14 protein-coding genes are annotated in these 17,579 nt (G+C 44.6%); 9 read left to right on the top strand and 5 right to left on the bottom strand.

Features of this window, described 5'->3' with window-relative positions; translation table 11 throughout:
- Window positions 1–13: 13 nt before the first annotated feature.
- Both HB679_RS18030 and aspS read right to left on the bottom strand, forming a co-directional pair.
- Entirely contained in the window at window positions 14–484 is a 471-nt protein-coding gene (locus HB679_RS18030; RefSeq protein ID WP_214073419.1) for an FKBP-type peptidyl-prolyl cis-trans isomerase, read from the bottom strand.
- Window positions 485–625: 141 nt separating this feature from the next.
- Window positions 626–2,371, bottom strand: a complete 1,746-nt coding sequence (gene aspS, locus HB679_RS18035) for an aspartate--tRNA ligase (protein ID WP_214073420.1) — start codon at window positions 2,369–2,371, stop codon at window positions 626–628.
- 585 nt (window positions 2,372–2,956) lie between these two features.
- Between aspS and HB679_RS18040 the strand changes: the two genes are divergently transcribed.
- The 6 genes from HB679_RS18040 to HB679_RS18065 all read left to right on the top strand — a co-directional run bounded on the left by HB679_RS18040 (window position 2,957) and on the right by HB679_RS18065 (window position 11,153).
- On the top strand, window positions 2,957–5,347 hold the full coding sequence (locus HB679_RS18040) for a TonB-dependent receptor (RefSeq protein ID WP_255547652.1): 2,391 nt from the start codon (window positions 2,957–2,959) through the stop codon (window positions 5,345–5,347).
- Window positions 5,348–5,403: 56 nt separating this feature from the next.
- On the top strand, window positions 5,404–6,039 hold the full coding sequence (gene pnuC, locus HB679_RS18045) for a nicotinamide riboside transporter PnuC (RefSeq protein ID WP_214073421.1): 636 nt from the start codon (window positions 5,404–5,406) through the stop codon (window positions 6,037–6,039).
- A 4-nt stretch (window positions 6,040–6,043) separates the two neighbouring features.
- Entirely contained in the window at window positions 6,044–7,156 is a 1,113-nt protein-coding gene (locus tag HB679_RS18050) for an acyl-CoA dehydrogenase (protein ID WP_214073422.1), read from the top strand.
- 220 nt (window positions 7,157–7,376) lie between these two features.
- A complete protein-coding gene (pafA, locus tag HB679_RS18055; protein WP_214073423.1) occupies window positions 7,377–9,071 on the top strand; it encodes an alkaline phosphatase PafA in 1,695 nt (564 codons plus the stop codon).
- 192 nt (window positions 9,072–9,263) lie between these two features.
- A complete protein-coding gene (locus HB679_RS18060; protein ID WP_214073424.1) occupies window positions 9,264–10,142 on the top strand; it encodes an oxidoreductase in 879 nt (292 codons plus the stop codon).
- 207 nt (window positions 10,143–10,349) lie between these two features.
- Window positions 10,350–11,153 (top strand): AraC family transcriptional regulator, encoded by an 804-nt coding sequence (locus HB679_RS18065; protein ID WP_214073425.1) that lies wholly within the window; start codon window positions 10,350–10,352, stop codon window positions 11,151–11,153.
- A gap of 92 nt (window positions 11,154–11,245) precedes the next feature.
- On the opposite strand, the gene HB679_RS18070 is transcribed toward HB679_RS18065, so the two are convergent.
- The 3 genes from HB679_RS18070 to rsfS all read right to left on the bottom strand — a co-directional run bounded on the left by HB679_RS18070 (window position 11,246) and on the right by rsfS (window position 14,526).
- Window positions 11,246–11,884, bottom strand: a complete 639-nt coding sequence (locus HB679_RS18070; protein ID WP_214073426.1) for an LUD domain-containing protein — start codon at window positions 11,882–11,884, stop codon at window positions 11,246–11,248.
- A 104-nt stretch (window positions 11,885–11,988) separates the two neighbouring features.
- Window positions 11,989–14,106 carry an ATP-dependent zinc metalloprotease FtsH gene (ftsH, locus tag HB679_RS18075; RefSeq protein ID WP_214073427.1) on the bottom strand — a complete coding sequence of 706 codons (2,118 nt, stop codon included), beginning with the start codon at window positions 14,104–14,106 and terminating at the stop codon, window positions 11,989–11,991.
- 45 nt (window positions 14,107–14,151) lie between these two features.
- Entirely contained in the window at window positions 14,152–14,526 is a 375-nt protein-coding gene (gene rsfS, locus HB679_RS18080) for a ribosome silencing factor (RefSeq protein ID WP_214073428.1), read from the bottom strand.
- 54 nt (window positions 14,527–14,580) lie between these two features.
- On the opposite strand from rsfS, the gene HB679_RS18085 reads away from it, so the two are divergent.
- The 3 genes from HB679_RS18085 to HB679_RS18095 are packed head-to-tail and all read left to right on the top strand — an operon-like array spanning window position 14,581 to window position 17,567.
- Window positions 14,581–15,357, top strand: coding sequence for a biotin--[acetyl-CoA-carboxylase] ligase (locus HB679_RS18085; protein WP_214073429.1), 777 nt, complete (start codon window positions 14,581–14,583; stop codon window positions 15,355–15,357).
- Window positions 15,354–15,806, top strand: a complete 453-nt coding sequence (locus HB679_RS18090; protein WP_214073430.1) for a protein-disulfide reductase DsbD domain-containing protein — start codon at window positions 15,354–15,356, stop codon at window positions 15,804–15,806. Before HB679_RS18085 ends, HB679_RS18090 begins: the two co-directional genes overlap by 4 nt.
- A 36-nt stretch (window positions 15,807–15,842) precedes the next feature.
- A complete protein-coding gene (locus tag HB679_RS18095; protein ID WP_346345160.1) occupies window positions 15,843–17,567 on the top strand; it encodes a cytochrome c biogenesis protein CcdA in 1,725 nt (574 codons plus the stop codon).
- Window positions 17,568–17,579: the final 12 nt, after the last annotated feature.

Below are 17,579 nucleotides of genomic sequence, written 5' to 3' on the forward strand. Positions count from 1 at the left end.
CCAGAATTGCTGCTTAATTAGCAGTAACCCCTTCCAAATCAACCGTATAAACCAGCACCGAATTACCCGGAATGCCATTTTGTGTTGCAAAACCATAAGCTTGGGCAGACGGCAAGATCAACATGATACGGCCACCTGTACCAATTTTAGGGATTCCGAATTGCAGTCCGGCTATAAATCCATTTAATTTAGATTGTACATCAATCACGTCGCCGATAACTACCCCATTCAAATACTCATAATGATAAGTAAGTTTTACGGTAGACAAAGCTGTGGGATTAGGCGCAGTGCCCTGGGTAACAATTTTATAATATACGCCTGTATTTGCATCCTTGGTATAAGATAGCTTATTGGCGTTTATATAGTCCTGAATTTTCTGGTCATCAATAATAGCCTGGTTCTTGGCCTGGGTAGTTGATATAATTTTTTGGCAAGACGATAAACCGGCAACCAACAGGGCAAATAGGAATAGATATTTTTTCATGCGTTTTTCTATGCAACTATACTTAAAAAAATAAGATGCTTTTAAATTTTAACATTTTTTAGCAATTACACAAACCTACAAATAATAGTCGGCTGTGTGTAGCGTTAACGGCAAACCGTGTAAACTATTATCTGTAGCCCGTTAAAGGGCTGTTTTTATCTTTAATTCATTCAATTGTGCATCGGCAATGGTTGACGGCGAATCAATCATTACATCGCGGCCCGAGTTGTTTTTAGGGAACGCAATCACGTCGCGGATAGAATCCAGCTCGGCAAATATCGAACACAACCTGTCAAACCCAAAGGCAATACCACCATGCGGCGGCGCGCCATACTCGAATGCATCCATCAAAAAGCCAAATTGTTTCTGAGCTTCTTCTTTAGTAAAGCCCAGGTGTTTAAACATCAGCGCCTGTAAATCGCGGTCATGAATCCGGATAGAGCCCCCACCAATTTCAGTACCGTTGATCACCAGGTCATAGGCGTTAGCACGAACATCGCCAGGGTTAGTATCCAGCAGCGCAATATCCTCAGGCTTTGGCGAGGTGAACGGATGGTGCATAGCGTGATAGCGCTCGGTATCCTCATCCCACTCTAACAACGGGAAATCAAGCACCCAAAGCGGCGCATAGGTTTTTTTATCACGTAAGCCTAAGCGAGAACCCATTTCCAGGCGCAGCTCATTCAATTGCTTACGTACTTTATCTGTTGTACCTGCCAATATCAGCATCAAATCTCCCTGCTCGGCTTCAAATGCAGCAGCCCAGTTGGTCAGGTCGTCTTCGCTATAAAATTTATCTACTGATGATTTTAAAGTACCGTCTGTATTATAACGGCAATAAATCATGCCGGTAGCACCAATTTGTGGACGTTTTAACCATTCGGTCAGTTCATCAATTTGTTTACGGGTATACTCGGCAGCGCCTTTGGCGTTGATACCAACAACCAGCTCGGCATTATCAAAAATGCCCAGGCCCTTACCCTTTACAATATCATTCAGCTCAACAAACTGCATCCCGAAACGGATATCCGGTTTGTCTGAGCCATATAAACGCATAGCATCGGCATATTGCATGCGCGGGAAATCATTAAACTCAATCCCTTTAACGTGTTTGAACAAGTGACGGGTTAAGCCTTCAAAAATATTCAGGATATCCTCCTGGGTTATGAAAGCCATCTCGCAGTCAATCTGGGTAAACTCAGGCTGACGGTCGGCACGTAAGTCTTCGTCGCGGAAACATTTAACGATCTGAAAATAGCGGTCGAAACCGCTCACCATCAGCAATTGCTTAAACGTTTGCGGCGATTGTGGCAGGGCATAAAACTCGCCCGGGTTCATGCGGCTTGGCACCACGAAATCGCGGGCACCCTCAGGGGTTGATTTGATCAGTACCGGCGTCTCTACTTCAATGAAGTTCAAAGCATCCAAATACTTGCGGATCTCTTGCGCCATTTTATGACGCAGCACCAGGTTATTACGGATAGGGTTACGACGCAAATCCAGGTAACGGTATTTAGCGCGCAATTCCTCGCCGCCATCTGTCTCATCCTCAATTAAAAACGGCGGAATTTTGGCCGCATTCAATATCTCAATATCAGCAACCACGATCTCAATCTCGCCGGTTGAAATTTTCAGGTTTTTATTCGTACGCTCTATTACAGTACCGGTTACTTTGATCACAAATTCACGGCCGAGTGAACGGCTTGTTTCGCGCAGGGCGTCGTCACTGTCGGTATTCAATACCAGCTGGGTTAAGCCGTAACGGTCGCGTACATCAATAAAAGTTGTGCCGCCCAAATCGCGCGATTTTTGTACCCATCCGCATAAAGTTACGGTTTGGCCTAAATTATCGATATTTAGTTCGCCGCAAGTATGTGTTCTTAACATAGTAAGTTTTTGTTAAAGTTCGCAAAAGTACGTTTTTGATTTCGAAATTCGGATTTTGGATTTCGAAATTAGTTGCGCGGTATAGCTTCGGGGACTCACCCCGCGGCTCTTCGAGCGCGACCCTCTCATCGCCTTTGGCGGAAAGAGGGTAAATACAAATCCTATAAACCCTCTTTCCCGCTTGCGGAAGAGAGGGTGACCAAGCGAAGCGATGGTCGGGTGAGTTTTCCCCAAACAACAAATCCGACATCAAACCTCCGATATCCGAAATAAAAAAATACCTTTGCCCTATAATTCTCAAGGGGTGCCTTGTTTTGGGATGAAAAATATTGCTGCAGCATATTTAACCAAACTGAAAGACAGGCTGAGATCAAACCCATTGTTTTGGATTAATTTCAATGTAGAGACGCAATATTTTGCGTCTTAAACATCCGAAAAAATGAGACACAAGATATTGTGTCTCTACAGAATCCAAAACATGCACCTGATCCGGGTAATGCCGGCGTAGGGAGAGGTAATAAGTTAAGTGTACTGCGTGTTCTACCCTGGCATGGAGATGGTTTAACATTTTTTTATTTACAAACTTTGAAAAAATTATTTACGGCATTATTTGCCCTGCTATTGCCTGTCCTGGCATCGGCCCAATTCTCGTTATCCGGGAAAATTACGGACCAAAAAACCGGCGAATCATTGCCCGGCGCAAGCGTCACCATTCAAAATTTAGCCATTAGCACTATTAGTAATGCAAGCGGCAAATACACTTTTAAAAATTTAAAAAATGGCAGCTACACCGTGGTTGTTAGTTACCTGGGCTATCAAACAGCTCAACAAACAACCGAAGTATCCGCTAACAGCACGCTCGATTTTTCATTAGTACACAGCACCACCGTAACCGAAGAGGTTACCGTAAGCGCCACCCGCGCGTCGGCCAACTCGCCCACAGCTTTTACTAATTTAAGCAAAAAGGATATCGACAAAAACAACTCGGGCCGCGGCTTTGAGTATTTGCTGGAGCAAACTCCGTCAACCGTTGTTACTTCAAATGCAGGTGCAGGCGTTGGTTATACCAGTATCCGCATTCGCGGCTCAGACCCAACGCGTATCAACGTAACCCTAAACGGCATCCCGATGAATGATGCGGAGGACCAGGGCGTATACTTTGTCGATCTGCCGGATTTGGCTTCGTCGGTAGATAATATCCAGATCCAGCGTGGCGTTGGTACCTCAACCAACGGTGCCGGTGCTTTCGGCGCCAGCATCAATATTCAAACCACCACCCGTCGCGATAGCGCTTATACCGAGTACAATGGCTCGGCCGGCTCGTACGGAACATTGAAAAATACGATAAACCTGGGCACCGGTTTATTGGGTGGTCATTTTTCGTTTGATGGCCGGTTATCTGATATGCATTCTGATGGTTATATAGACCGCTCGGCCTCTACCCTGCGCTCCTACTTTTTGAGCGGCGCTTACTATGGCAAAACCAGTGTGCTGCGTTTAAATGTTTTTGGCGGATATGAGCAAACCCACCAGGCCTGGGACGGCGTGCCCGAAGATAGCGTGAAGTTTGGTAACCGTAAATACAACGAGTTGGGCTATATCAATGCCACCGGGCAGAATTATCCAAACCAAACAGATAATTATAATCAGAACTATTACCAGTTGTTGTATAACCAGCAGATTAGTCCGCTGCTTTCTTTTAGCGGAGCTTTGCATTATACACACGGCTACGGTTATTACGAGGAGTATGTAAACGATGACGCTTTGAGCAATTATGGCGTTACGCCTGTAACCATCGGCGGCACTACCATCAGCTCAACAGATTTAGTGCGCCGCCTTTGGTTAAATAATGATTTTTATGGGGCAACCTATAATTTCAACTACAAGCCATCTACCAAATTAGACCTGACACTAGGCGGCGCTTATAATGAGTACAAAGGCCGTCACTACAACAACATCGAGTGGACACAGCAAAGTACCGACATACAGCCTGATTACGAATATTCGCGCAATACGGCTAAGAAAACCGATTTCAACCTGTTTACCCGTGCAGAATATCATATAGGTGATGTTTTATTGTATGGCGATATTCAGTATCGCCATATTGGGTACTCATTTTTGGGGTTTGATGAGAACCTGAATAATGTGCAGCAGCAGGTTAGTCTTGACTTTTTTAACCCCAAGGCCGGTATTACCTACCAGGTTACAGACAATAGCAATGTATATGCCTCCATCGCGGTAGGAAACCACGAACCTAACCGTAGCGATTATGTTAACTCGTCGCCATCAAGCCGACCTAAGGCCGAAAATTTGAAAGATTTGGAACTGGGCTACCGTGTGGCTCAATCAAACTTCACCGCAGGCATTAATGGCTTTTACATGCTGTATAAAAACCAACTGGTATTAACCGGCGCCCTGGATGATGTTGGCGAGGCCATTCGCACTAATATTGCCGATAGCTATCGTGCGGGTATTGAGTTGAATGGCAAAGTGCGCATTGCACAACAGCTAAGCTGGGCAGCTACTGCCACCTTAAGCACCAACAAAGTCAAAAACTTTAACCAGGTGTTGTTTGACGAAGGCGGCAACCCCGTTAATTTCAATTACGCTAAAACCGATATTGCCTACTCGCCAAACTTTGTGGGGTCGAGCACCATCAGCTATCAGCCTTGCCACAATACCGAGATCGCTTTTATCAGTAAATATGTAAGTCAGCAGTATTTGGACAATACCTCATCGACAGACCGCGACTTGCCGCGTTATTTTGTAAATGATGTGAGGCTAGACTATAACTTCAGCATTAAAAGCGTGAAGAACATTGGTATAGGTTTGTTGATCAACAACGTGTTCAGCACCAACTATCAATCGGACGGTGCAACTTATCCGGATGTTGAAGGCGGCAAAGTAGCTAACTACAACTATTGGTTTGCCCAGGCACCGATCAACTTCCTGGCGACATTGAGTTTAAAATTCTAACCATATCACAATAGCCCCGCATGTGCGGGACTATTGTCTTTTAAAGATTTTGAAAGATGACAACATTACATCAATGGCTGCACTTATTTGCCGTACAGGTAAGTGAGACTACCTTTTGGGAATGGGCAGCGGTAATACTGGGTATTGCCGAAGTGCTGCTGGCCAAGATCAATAACATATGGCTTTACCCTGCAGGGGTTGCCGGCACCATCATCAGCATTTACATTTTAATGATTGCCGGTTTGTATGCCGAGTCGGTTTTGAGCGTTTACTATATCGTGATGAGCGTTTACGGCTGGATCCACTGGATCACCCGCCGCAATGCGCCGCCGGTAAAAATAAGCTGGGCCACGCCGAAAGAGTGGGTAATTACTGTATTGATTGTAGTAATAGGCTGGGTGATATTTTATGTATTGCTCAAAAAATTCACCACATCTAATGTACCGGTCTGGGATGCCTGGGTAACCTCGACCGCGTGGGCTGGTATGTGGTTATTGGCACGGCGCAAAATGGAGAACTGGGTTTTATTGAACATCTCCAACCTGTTTGCTATCCCGCTGCTATGTTATAAACACTTGATCCTGTTTGCTGCGCTGACGCTGTTTCTGTTCATCGTCGCCATTTTTGGCTATTTTGATTGGCGGGCGATATGGAAAAAAGAGAATGACGCCGATTTAACCTTAACGCACTAAAGCTATGGAAAATCAAATACCACATCCATCAGCTTTTATTAGTGCGGATGATGTAAATATCATTAGGAAAAACGCTGCTGAAGCCGAGCGGCTGGGCATGCTGCACCCCGAACAATTAAAGATCGTTTATCGCGAAGCCTGGTTTAAATTATTGGTACCGCAAGTTTACAGCGGCAAGCAAATTACGTTATCAAATTTAGTACGCTTGCAGGAAGCCATCAGCTGGGCAGACGGCAGCACCGGCTGGGTAGTTACGCTTTGTAGCGGCGCAGGTTGGTTTGGTGGGTTTATCAATGCAGAGCTATCGCAACAAATATTTAATAACACTTGCGTTTGCCTTGCAGGCAGCGGCGCCGTGAGCGGCACAGCAGAAAAAACAGACAACGGTTATATTATTTACGGCTTCTGGAAATACGCCAGTGGCGTACATCATGCCACACATATTACCGCCAATTGCGCTATCACGCAAAACGGGCAACCTGTTTTAAGTGACGACGGCGGGCAGTTGGTGTTACCTTTCATTTTCGACAAGAAAGATGTCTCGCCTGTGCCTGCCTGGAAATATATCGGCATGATTGCTACCGGTAGCGATGCTTTCGAGATCAAAGACTTGCAAGTTGGAAAAGATCGTGCGTTTAAAATTGATCCGTCGGCCGTGGTAGTGGATGCGCCTTTATACCGTTACCCGTTTCTGCAATTAGCCGAGGCCACTTTAGCCGTAAACTTATCAGGCATTGCCGTGCATTTTATTGATTTATGTGCCGATATTTTTAATGACCGGATGAATCACCCGCGATTAACCCCATCGCAAAAAATTATATTGATTGATTCGCTGGCATTGGCTAACCGAGAGATGAGTGATTTGCGTAAGCTGTTTTTTGCGGCGGTAGATTTGTCATGGAAGGATATCGTAAAAAATAATTCGGTAAGTGATTCAAATTTAAATGAGGTAAGTATACATAGTCGCAAATTGGCTATATCTGCAAGAGAAATTGTCGACCGCCTTTATCCACTCTGCGGATTAGTCGCCGCCGGTTCTGATACAGAGATCAACCGTGCATGGCGGGATTTGCATACAGCTAGTCAGCATAGTTTGTTAACATTTGCGATGGCGTAGTCACCGTTTTTTCTAATTTGTCATCTCGACCGTAGGGAGATATCTATACACATGCTTAGAATTGCGCGTGTATAGATCTCTCCTCGTTCCTCGTCGAGATGACAAATTTTTGTGTAGGAAGATTGGTTTTACGACAAAGACACCTCCTTTTAACTTAACATTAACTTCACATGCAGTTATAATGCTATACTGATATTTGGTATCTTAATGTTTAAGCTATATGAAAACTAAATATCTGTTATTATTGGTTGGTGTGTGCACCATTATCAATGTTAACGCACAAACCAAAGCTAAAAAAACAGCAAACTTAATAACAGAGTCTGCTACCTCAACAGACCTTCCCCGCCCTAAACTGGTTGTGGGTATTGTGGTAGACCAAATGCGTTGGGATTATCTTTACCGCTATTATTCGCGCTATGGCAATACTGGTTTTAAACGCCTGCTTAACGAAGGCTTTAGCTGCGAAAACACCAATGTAGATTATATACCGACCGTAACTGCAGCGGGCCATACAGCTATCTATACAGGCTCTGTGCCTGCCATCCATGGTATTGCCGGTAATGATTTCATTATCCAGGCTACCGGCAAATCTATGTATTGTACAGACGATACAACGGTACAAAGCGTTGGCGTAGATGGCAGCAAAACGGGGCAGATGTCGCCGCGTAACCTGATGACTACTACCGTTACCGACGAATTAAGACTAGCCACCAATTTTAAATCGAAAGTAATTGGCATCGCATTAAAGGACCGTGGTGGAATTTTACCTGCCGGCCACACCGCAAACGCGGCTTATTGGTTTGATGATAAAAGCGGCAACTGGATTACCAGTACCTATTACATGAAAGAATTACCTAAATGGGTAAAAGATTTCAACGACCAAAAACTACCGGAAACTTATTTGAAATTAGATTGGACCACCCTTTACCCCATTGATACCTATACCCAAAGCACAGCCGATAACAATGCCTATGAAGGTGCATTTAAAGGAGCCGACAGCCCGACTTTCCCGGTTAAAACATCAGGCATGTATAAGGGTAATTTAGGGTTAATCCGCAGTGTGCCGTTTGGCAATACGTTTACTTTAGATCTGGCTATTGCGGCCATTAACGCCGAGCAATTGGGCACCCGTGATGCTACCGACTTTTTAGCGATGAGCCTTTCGTCTACCGATTATGTGGGCCATCAGTTTGGTATTAACGCCGTTGAGATTGAAGATACCTACCTGCGTTTAGACCGCGACCTGGGTGCTTTTTTAACTTACCTTGATGCTAAAGTAGGCAGAGGCAAATACACGGTATTTTTAACTGCCGATCATGGCGCCGCGCATAATCCGGCCTTTTTGAAAGATCAAAATATACCCGCAGGTGTATGGGATGATGCAATATCTTTAAAGGATATCAATGCTTATTTGCTGGCTAAATACAAAGTAGATGGCATGGTACTAAGCTTTAACAATTACCAGGTTAACCTGAATAACTACGCAATTAAATATCTAAGACTAGACGAGCAACAGGTAAAAAACGACTGTATCGCGTATTTACAAAAGTTGCCTTATGTTGCGTTTGCAGTTGATATGCAGAACATACAAAGCGCCAATATCCCGGAGGAATTACGTAGCCGCATCATCAACGGTTACAACGTTGAGCACAGTGGCGTTATCCAGATCATTTTAAAACCGGGTTGGTTTACCGGCCATGGCACCAATGATAAAGGCCCAACCGGTACCACCCATGGCACCTGGAACCCATATGATGCACACATCCCGCTGGTATTTATGGGCTGGGGCATTAATCACGGCTCGACCGCGCGTGAGGTACACATGACAGATATTACGCCGACGCTGTCTGCTTTACTTCATATTCAGGTACCCAATGGCTCTATCGGGCAGCCGGTGATCGAGGTGTTGAAGTAAAAATATTGTCATTGCGAGGAGGAACGACGAAGCAATCGCACGCGTTAACGCCGTCCTCCTTGCGATTGTCATGCTACGCTCGCAATGACAATTTCCATTTGATGAGCCGCACAACAAAACAACTTGAGCTTTACAACAAAGCGCTGCCGCTCATACTGCCATACCTTTGTCTTAAACAAAATCAAAAAGACAATGGCAAAAATATGGTTTATAACAGGTGCCTCCCGCGGATTGGGACGCAGCCTGACCGAGGCGGTACTGGCAGCTGGCGATAAAATAGCAGCTACAGCACGCAATACCGACGCGCTTAACGACTTGGTTGAAAAACACCCGGATCAAATCCACCCGATACAATTAGACGTTACCGATTACCAACAAGTCGATAAAGCTGTTGCTGACGCGATCTCTACTTATGGCCGCATCGACATATTGGTAAACAATGCTGGCTTTGGCATCATTGGCGCAGCAGAAGCATATACAAATGAGCAGGTACGTAGTCAGTTGGAAACTAATTTATATGCCCCTATACAAATAACCCGTGCTGTGTTGCCGCACATGCGTAAGCAGCGCTCTGGTCGTATTTTACAGATCAGCTCGATAGGCGGCCGGGTTGGCAATGCAGGTGTAACTATGTATCAAGCCGCCAAATTTGGATTAAGTGGTTTTAGCGAGGCGCTAGCTAAAGAAGTTGAGTCATTGGGTATTTATGTTACCAGTGTCGAGCCGGGTGGATTCCGTACTGATTGGGCGGGTGCATCGATGAGCTACGCTCCGTCAGTTGAAGGCTATGAAGATACCGTCGACAAACGCGCCGAATATTTTCAGGCCGGCAGCTTTGTGCCTGTTGGCGATCCGGATAAAGCAGCAAAAGTAATGGTTGAGTTGGTTGATAGCCCCGAGCCACCGATACATTTGGTGTTGGGCAGCGAGGCCATCGGCTTTTTAAATCACGCCAACCAGGTTCGACAAGAAGAACAGGACAAATGGTTGCCGGTAAGTTTATCGACAGACCATGCAGATTCTGAAGATTTTGCAAATACGGATTTTGCTAAGAGTTTTTTGAAGAAGTAAAAGCATAAGCACATCCTTATATAGCGTCAGACTCACCCGGTCTTCACTTCGTTTGACCACCCTCTCTTCGCCTTCGGCGGAAAGAGGGTATTTTATTTATTAAATAACCCTCTTTACCGCTTGCGGAAGAGAGGGTCGACGAGCAACGCGAAGTCGGGGTGAGTCCTCGGCGGAAATCATTATTAATTGTTTTATACCTTAGTACCAATGCCACCAACCAATAGCATCATCCCAACTCAAATACTCTATTCCTGCTACGCTCATGCCAGCAGCGAGGGCGAGCAATTTATAGCCGAGCATATTTTCAGCTTTATCTTTTCGGGTAACCAAATGATGCGTGTTGGCGATAGGACGTTTGAGTTTCAACCCGGCGACTTCCGGTTTTTCCGGAAGAACCAATTATGTAAATTCAGGAAACAACCTGTTCCCGGCGGCGAGTTTATATCGTTATCGATAAGGCTGGATAAAACAACATTGCAAGCCATGAGTCAGGAATTGAATCTGCATGCTGACCGACAATATATTGGCGACGAGATTTTGCAACTTGAGCCAAACGACCTGCTGCGAGGCTTCGTGGAATCCATGAAACCCTATCTAAAAGCAGGTCAAGATATCGATCCTATGATAGCCGGGTTAAAGGTTAAAGAAGCGGTAATGCTATTGCTGCAAATCAATCCGCAGCTAAAAAATATTTTGTTTGATTTTGCCGAACCGGGCAAGATGGATCTCGAAGCTTTTATGACCAAAAACTATAAGTTCAATGTAGACATTAACCGCTTTGCCTATTTAACCGGCCGCAGCCTGGCCACGTTTAAAAGAGATTTCGAGCGAATTTTTCATACCTCCCCTAACAAATGGCTGCAGCAAAAGCGCCTGGATGACGCACATTACCTCATCAAAGAAAAAGGCTGGCGATCGTCGGATGTATATATGGAAGTTGGTTTTAAAGATCTTTCTCACTTCTCTTTTGCGTTTAAGAAAGCTTTTGGGGTGGCGCCGTCAAGGTTGTGACAAATCACATTGTCATTGCGAGGAGGAACGACGAAGCAATCGCACGTTGCAAAGTTCGCGATTGCCACGCTTCGCTCGCAATGACAAACTTTCTATCCCTCCAACAAAAACACCAATAGTTCTTTAGGGCCATGAGCGCCCAGCACCAGCGTTTTCTCAATGTCGGCGGTGCGGCTTGGGCCGGTAATGTTTGATATCATGGATGGGATATTGCCGTTGTATTTTTTCTTAATCAACGCGAAGCCATCTTTTAAATCAGGCACCAATTGCGAGGTATAAGCCAGCACAATATGCACTTCGGGATAAATGCTCAGCCTGCGGCCTGCAAGTTGCCCGCTTGACACCATTATGCTGCCATTACGCGCCACCAAAGCTTCGCAAAGGGTAATACCGACTTCGGCCTGGGTAAAGTCTTTATCAGTCTCAAAAAACGGGTATTCGTAACGGTTCAACACCTCCTGTAAAGCCGGCTCCCAGCAGTAAATTTTGCGCCAGCTGCGTTTTTCGGCCAGTTCAAGCAGTACCGCAATAAAGTCCACTTCATCCTCGCAGAAGGCGAACTGTCCTTGTACGGCGCTGAACTCTTCGGCAAACATCAGGTCCAGATCCTCGGGTGCCGGCGGATACATCGGCAGGGTTTCCAGGTTTGGATAAGGATTATCTCTTTTCTCTAACAGGGCCTGTCGGATCTTCTTTAGCAGCTTTTCTTTGGATGTGGTAATATCTCGCATTAAATCGGTTTATTTTGACCTTAGATGTAAAAAATAGTATAAAATAAAAAAGTCCTTAGCGGTAAGTTTAAAACTTTAAGCTAAGGACTTTGAATGGCTTTTATTTATTCGCCCTGATTGGCTTCTTTTTCCTCAGGATTTCTTTCAAATGTTCCGGAGTGGTCAACCACACCTTCATGCTGTAAACCTTGTGCAGCAGCTTCCTGGTTTGCGCCGGGATCGTCTACACCATTCACAAACTCATCATAAGTAGTGCGGTGCTCAAATGGGCGTTTACCTAAGATCTCTTCCAAATCAGATTGGAACAAAATCTCTTTCTCCAATAGTTTCTCTGCCAGTTTGATCAAACCTTCGCGTTTATCTAACAGCAACTGTTTGGTACGTGCATACACCGCGTTGATCTGGCCACGTACTTCGTTATCAATCAGCTCTGAAGTTTTTTCAGAGTATGGTTTGTTAAACTGGTATTCGCCCTGTGTATCATTGAAAGATACGTTACCTACTTTTTCATTCATACCATAGATAGTAACCATGGCGTATGATAATTTGGTAATGCGCTCTAAATCGTTTTGCGCGCCGGTAGAAATCTTACCGAAAGTAATATCCTCGGCAACACGGCCACCCATCGTCATACACATACCATCTTCTAACTGCTCGATGGTATACAAGAACTGTTCTTTAGGCAAGTATTGCGCATAACCCAACGCAGCAACACCACGCGGCACGATAGATACCTTAACCAACGGATCAGCATGTTCCAGGAACCAGCCTGCAATAGCGTGGCCCGCTTCGTGATAAGCAACAATGCGTTTTTCTTCAGGAGATATAATTTTGTTCTTTTTCTCCAAACCCCCAATCACACGGTCAATAGCATCCTGGAAATCCTGCATATCTACCGCCTCTTTGTTACGGCGTGCCGCAATAAGGGCAGCCTCGTTACAAACGTTAGCAATCTCGGCACCGGCAAAGCCAGGAGTTTGTGCCGATAGTTTTTTAGCGTCAACACCTTCGGCCAGTTTAACCGGTTTTAAGTGTACTTTAAATATCTGTTCGCGGCCAATCAAATCTGGCTTATCAATAGATACTTGTCTGTCAAAACGTCCGGGGCGTAATAAAGCCGAGTCTAATACGTCAGGACGGTTAGTAGCTGCCAGGATAATGATACCAGAGTCGGTACCAAAACCGTCCATCTCTACCAATAACTGGTTCAATGTATTCTCACGCTCGTCGTTACCACCTACAATATTGTTTTTACCACGGGCACGGCCAATAGCGTCAATCTCATCAATAAAAATAATACACGGCGCTTTGTCCTTAGCCTGGCGGAACAGATCACGAACACGTGACGCACCCACGCCCACAAACATCTCCACAAAATCAGAACCTGACAGTGAGAAGAAAGGCACCTGCGCTTCGCCGGCAACAGCTTTAGCTAATAACGTTTTACCGGTACCTGGCGAGCCTACTAAAAGCGCGCCTTTGGGTATTTTACCGCCCAGGTTGGTATATTTTTTAGGGTTTTTCAAGAAATCGACGATCTCCATTACCTCTTGCTTCGCTTCTTCTAAACCGGCAACATCATTGAAGGTAACCGATACTTGTGCCTCTTTATCAAACAAGGTAGCTTTTGATTTACCGATGTTGAAGATCTGACCACCGGGGCCGCCACCTGCACCACCACCCATACGGCGCATAATAAACATCAGCACCACCGCAAACAGCACAATCATGATAACGCTTTGTACCAAGCCGTTAGATAGCAGGCTATCATGCGGTACATATTTAACGCTGATGCGTTGTGCCTCGGGCACGTCTTTCTGTGCGTTGGCAATAGATTGTTTTAAGCTCTCAAACGATGCATCAGTAAAAGTAAACTGGGGGTCGCCGGGGCTTCTGCCAAAGGCGTTCTGCTGTTTAGCAACCTCGGCATATTGCGGCTTCTTTAAGCTGTCTTTTTTAATGTGAACGTCGGCTACCAGGTAGTCGCCATTTTTATAGGCCTCCACGTAATCCACGTCGCCGGGCTTAAGCATTTCGGTTTCGAAACGCTTAAAGTCAATTAAATTACTACTAGTATTGCCAGAAAAATAAACCACACCCAAAAACACAGCTATCGCAACTGCATATAGCCACATAAAACTAAATTTAGGTGGCTTAGGCGCTATTCTTTTATTCGGTATCTTTCTTATCGGTTTTGGTTTATCCAATTTCTTATCTTCCATTTGTCGTTTAAATCTCTCTTGTAATTAAAAATCAATGCTGTAAAATTAAGCGCTCTTATAGCTCTTTATCTCAGCATCTCCCCACAGGTCCTCTACTCCGTAATATTCGCGTTTGTCTGTTCTGAAAATGTGGACCACCACATCTATATAATCCAGCAGTATCCATTCTCCATATTCCAGGCCCTCTTTGCGCCAGGGGTCCTGTTTTAAGGCTTTGTAAATCTCTTCTTCAATGCTATTGGCTATGGCTTTGACTTGTGTGGATGAATCGGCATGACATATTACAAAATAATCTGTCACTGAACTGTGGAGATTACGAAGGTCTAGCCTTACTATGTCGTTCCCTTTCTTTTCCTGTATGCCGTGTATGGCTAATTCAGAAATATAACCTGATTCACTGGTCGCTTTATTTTTTGCCATTAAAAAGAATTAGTTTTGAACGTTTTTGAGTTTAGCATTATTATAAATATAACATTGCAAAATAACATATTTTCAGGATTATTTGTTGGACAAAATTTACTGACATTAAAAGAAGTAGACTCTACCAACACTTTCCTTAAAAACCTATTGTCAAATTCCAAGCCAGTACCGGAGGGAACGGTCATTATGGCAGAGACGCAATTTGCCGGCCGCGGTCAGCAGAACAATAAATGGCACGCCGAACCGGGCAAAAACCTGACCTTCAGCCTTCTTTTAAAACCACATTTTTTGGACATCGGCAACCAGTTTGACCTAAACCGGGCCATCAGTATGGGCGTTTATGATACACTGTGTCCGTTATTGGGCAATATGCTTAAAATCAAGTGGCCCAATGACATATACTATGGCGATAAGAAACTGGGCGGCATGTTGATCGAAAATTTATTGCAGGGCAGCCAGATCAAAAACTCGGTAATTGGGATAGGGTTAAACATCAACCAGCAAAACTTTCCGGACGATGCCGCCAACGCCACATCTGTAAAACAGATATTACAGAGGGATTACGAACTTAAAGATATATTAGCTGACATTTGCAACAACATTGAAGCCTGGTATTTAAATTTAAAAGCCGGTAAAACAAGTGTTGTAAGGAATACATATTTATCGCGACTATACTGGTATAGCCAGGAAAAACATTTTAGAGCAGCCGGGCAAGAATTTACAGGTACCATTACCGGTGTTAAAGATAATGGCCTGCTGGTAGTAAAACACAACGATACTGAAACCACCTATAACCTTAAAGAGATAGAATTTTTAAACAAACAACCATGAAAAAAGCATTAGCTATAATTGCCGCCTTATTTTTAACCGTTGGCGCTTATGCCCAAATTGAAACACCTGTTAAATGGGCTTATGCTGCCAAGAGAACCAGCCCTACAGAGGTTACCGTTTTCTTAAAAGCAAGCATAGACCCGGGCTGGCATATTTACTCATTGAATGTAAAAGATGGCGGGCCTATCAAAACATCATTCACCTTTGCAAAGTCTAAAGACTATATATTGGGTGGCCCTGCTACCGAGCCAAAAGCAACCACCCGTTTTGAAAAGGCTTTTAATATGGATGTAAGCTTTTTTGAGAAAGAGGTGATCTTCCAGCAAAAAATAAAATTAAAATCAGCCAGGGTTACTGCCATAAAAGGGTCTTTAGAGTACATGACCTGTAACGATTCAAAATGTCTGCCACCGGACGATGTTAATTTTTCTATCCCTTTAGGTAAATAATTTATAGCGATGACAGCAGCGCCCAAAAGTTTTTTTGTGACGAGGATAGTATTGATTAGCCTGGTAATTTTTGCCGGTTTGTTTGGCAATATAAAACCGGCGATGGCACAATCTGCCGATACCGGCGGAGTTACTTTTACCAGCATTCCTACCGCGGCAGATAGCATAGCTATGCATAAACAAATGCAAACTACGCTGCAAAAAACAAAAAGCGCGCTTAAGCAGGTACAGGCTGCTGCAACCCAAGCAAGTACCGAAAGTGCGGGCAAGCCCAAATCCCTCTGGGAGATCTTTATTGCCGGTTTTTTGGGCGGCCTGGCCGCCGTAGTTATGCCTTGTATTTACCCGTTGCTGCCACTAACAGTGAGTTTCTTTACCAAAAAAGCCGGCTCGCGGGCTAAAGGTATCGGGCAGTCATTACTTTACGGCTTGTCTATTATCATCATTTATGTTGGATTAGGGCTGATCATCTCCGGGCTATTTGGTTCTGATGCTTTGAATGCTTTAGCAACCAACGGTATATTTAATATTTTCTTTTTCCTGCTGCTGGTTGTATTTGGCATCTCGTTTCTGGGAGCTTTCGAGATCACCCTGCCAAGCTCATTAGGTAATAAACTGGATGCCAATGCCGATAAAGGCGGCATTGCCGGTATTTTCTTTATGGCTGCCACTTTAGTGGTGGTATCATTCTCCTGCACCGGCCCTATCATAGGCACTTTACTGGTAGAGGCTGCCTCAAAAGGCGACAGGCTTGGTCCGGCTATTGGCATGCTGGGTTTTTCTGCTGCTTTAGCTTTGCCATTTACCGCTTTTGCCTTGTTCCCATCGGCATTGAAATCATTGCCAAAATCTGGCGGATGGTTAAATACCGTAAAGGTTTGCCTGGGCTTTTTAGAGATTGCTTTTGCGTTGAAATTCTTGTCGAACGTAGACCTGGCTTATCATTGGAACTGGTTTAACCGCGATATTTTCTTGTCGATCTGGATTTCGCTGGGCGTTTTGCTTGGTTTATATCTTTTAGGAAAGATCAAGTTTGAGAATGACAGCGATACAGATCACGTATCTGTTCCGCGCTTTTTTATGGCCACCCTGGTTTTTGCCTTTGTGGTGTATATGATCCCCGGTTTATGGGGCGCGCCGCTTAAACCATTGAGTGCATTCCTGCCGCCTATCGCAACGCAGGAGTTTGATTTATCACCCGTTCCGGGAAATGCGGCTTCAGGCGGTACCCCAACCAAAACATCATCATTAATAAAAAAATACGCTGCCAATTATACCCGCATTGCTACCCGCGGACTGGATGCCTGGTACGATTATGATCAGGCGCTGCAGGTATCGAAAGAATTGCACAAACCCATTATGATTGACTTTACCGGCTTTAACTGCGTAAACTGTCGCCAAATGGAGGCTGATGTATGGACAGATTCGCGCGTATTCAATCATCTTCAAAACGATTACATTTTGTTGCAATTGGTGGTTGATGATAAAGCCGAACTCGATCCTTCAGAACAATTTACATCGACCTATAGCGGTAAAAAAATCACCACGCTAGGTGGCAAATGGAGCGATCTGGAAGCTTCGCGCTTTAATGCTAACTCGCAGCCTTTCTATGTCTTATTGGATAGCGACGGCAATATGCTGACCGATAAAAACGGTGTAGCCATTCCCCCATCGCCGGCAAATTATAATGTAGAGGGCTACCTGAAATTTTTAGAAAGCGGAATTAGCGCTTATCAAAGTGCGCAACAAGCCAAAAAATAACTTAAATTTGCG

It is taken from the genome of Mucilaginibacter sp. dw_454, from assembly GCF_018449775.1.
GTDB lineage: Bacteria > Bacteroidota > Bacteroidia > Sphingobacteriales > Sphingobacteriaceae > Mucilaginibacter.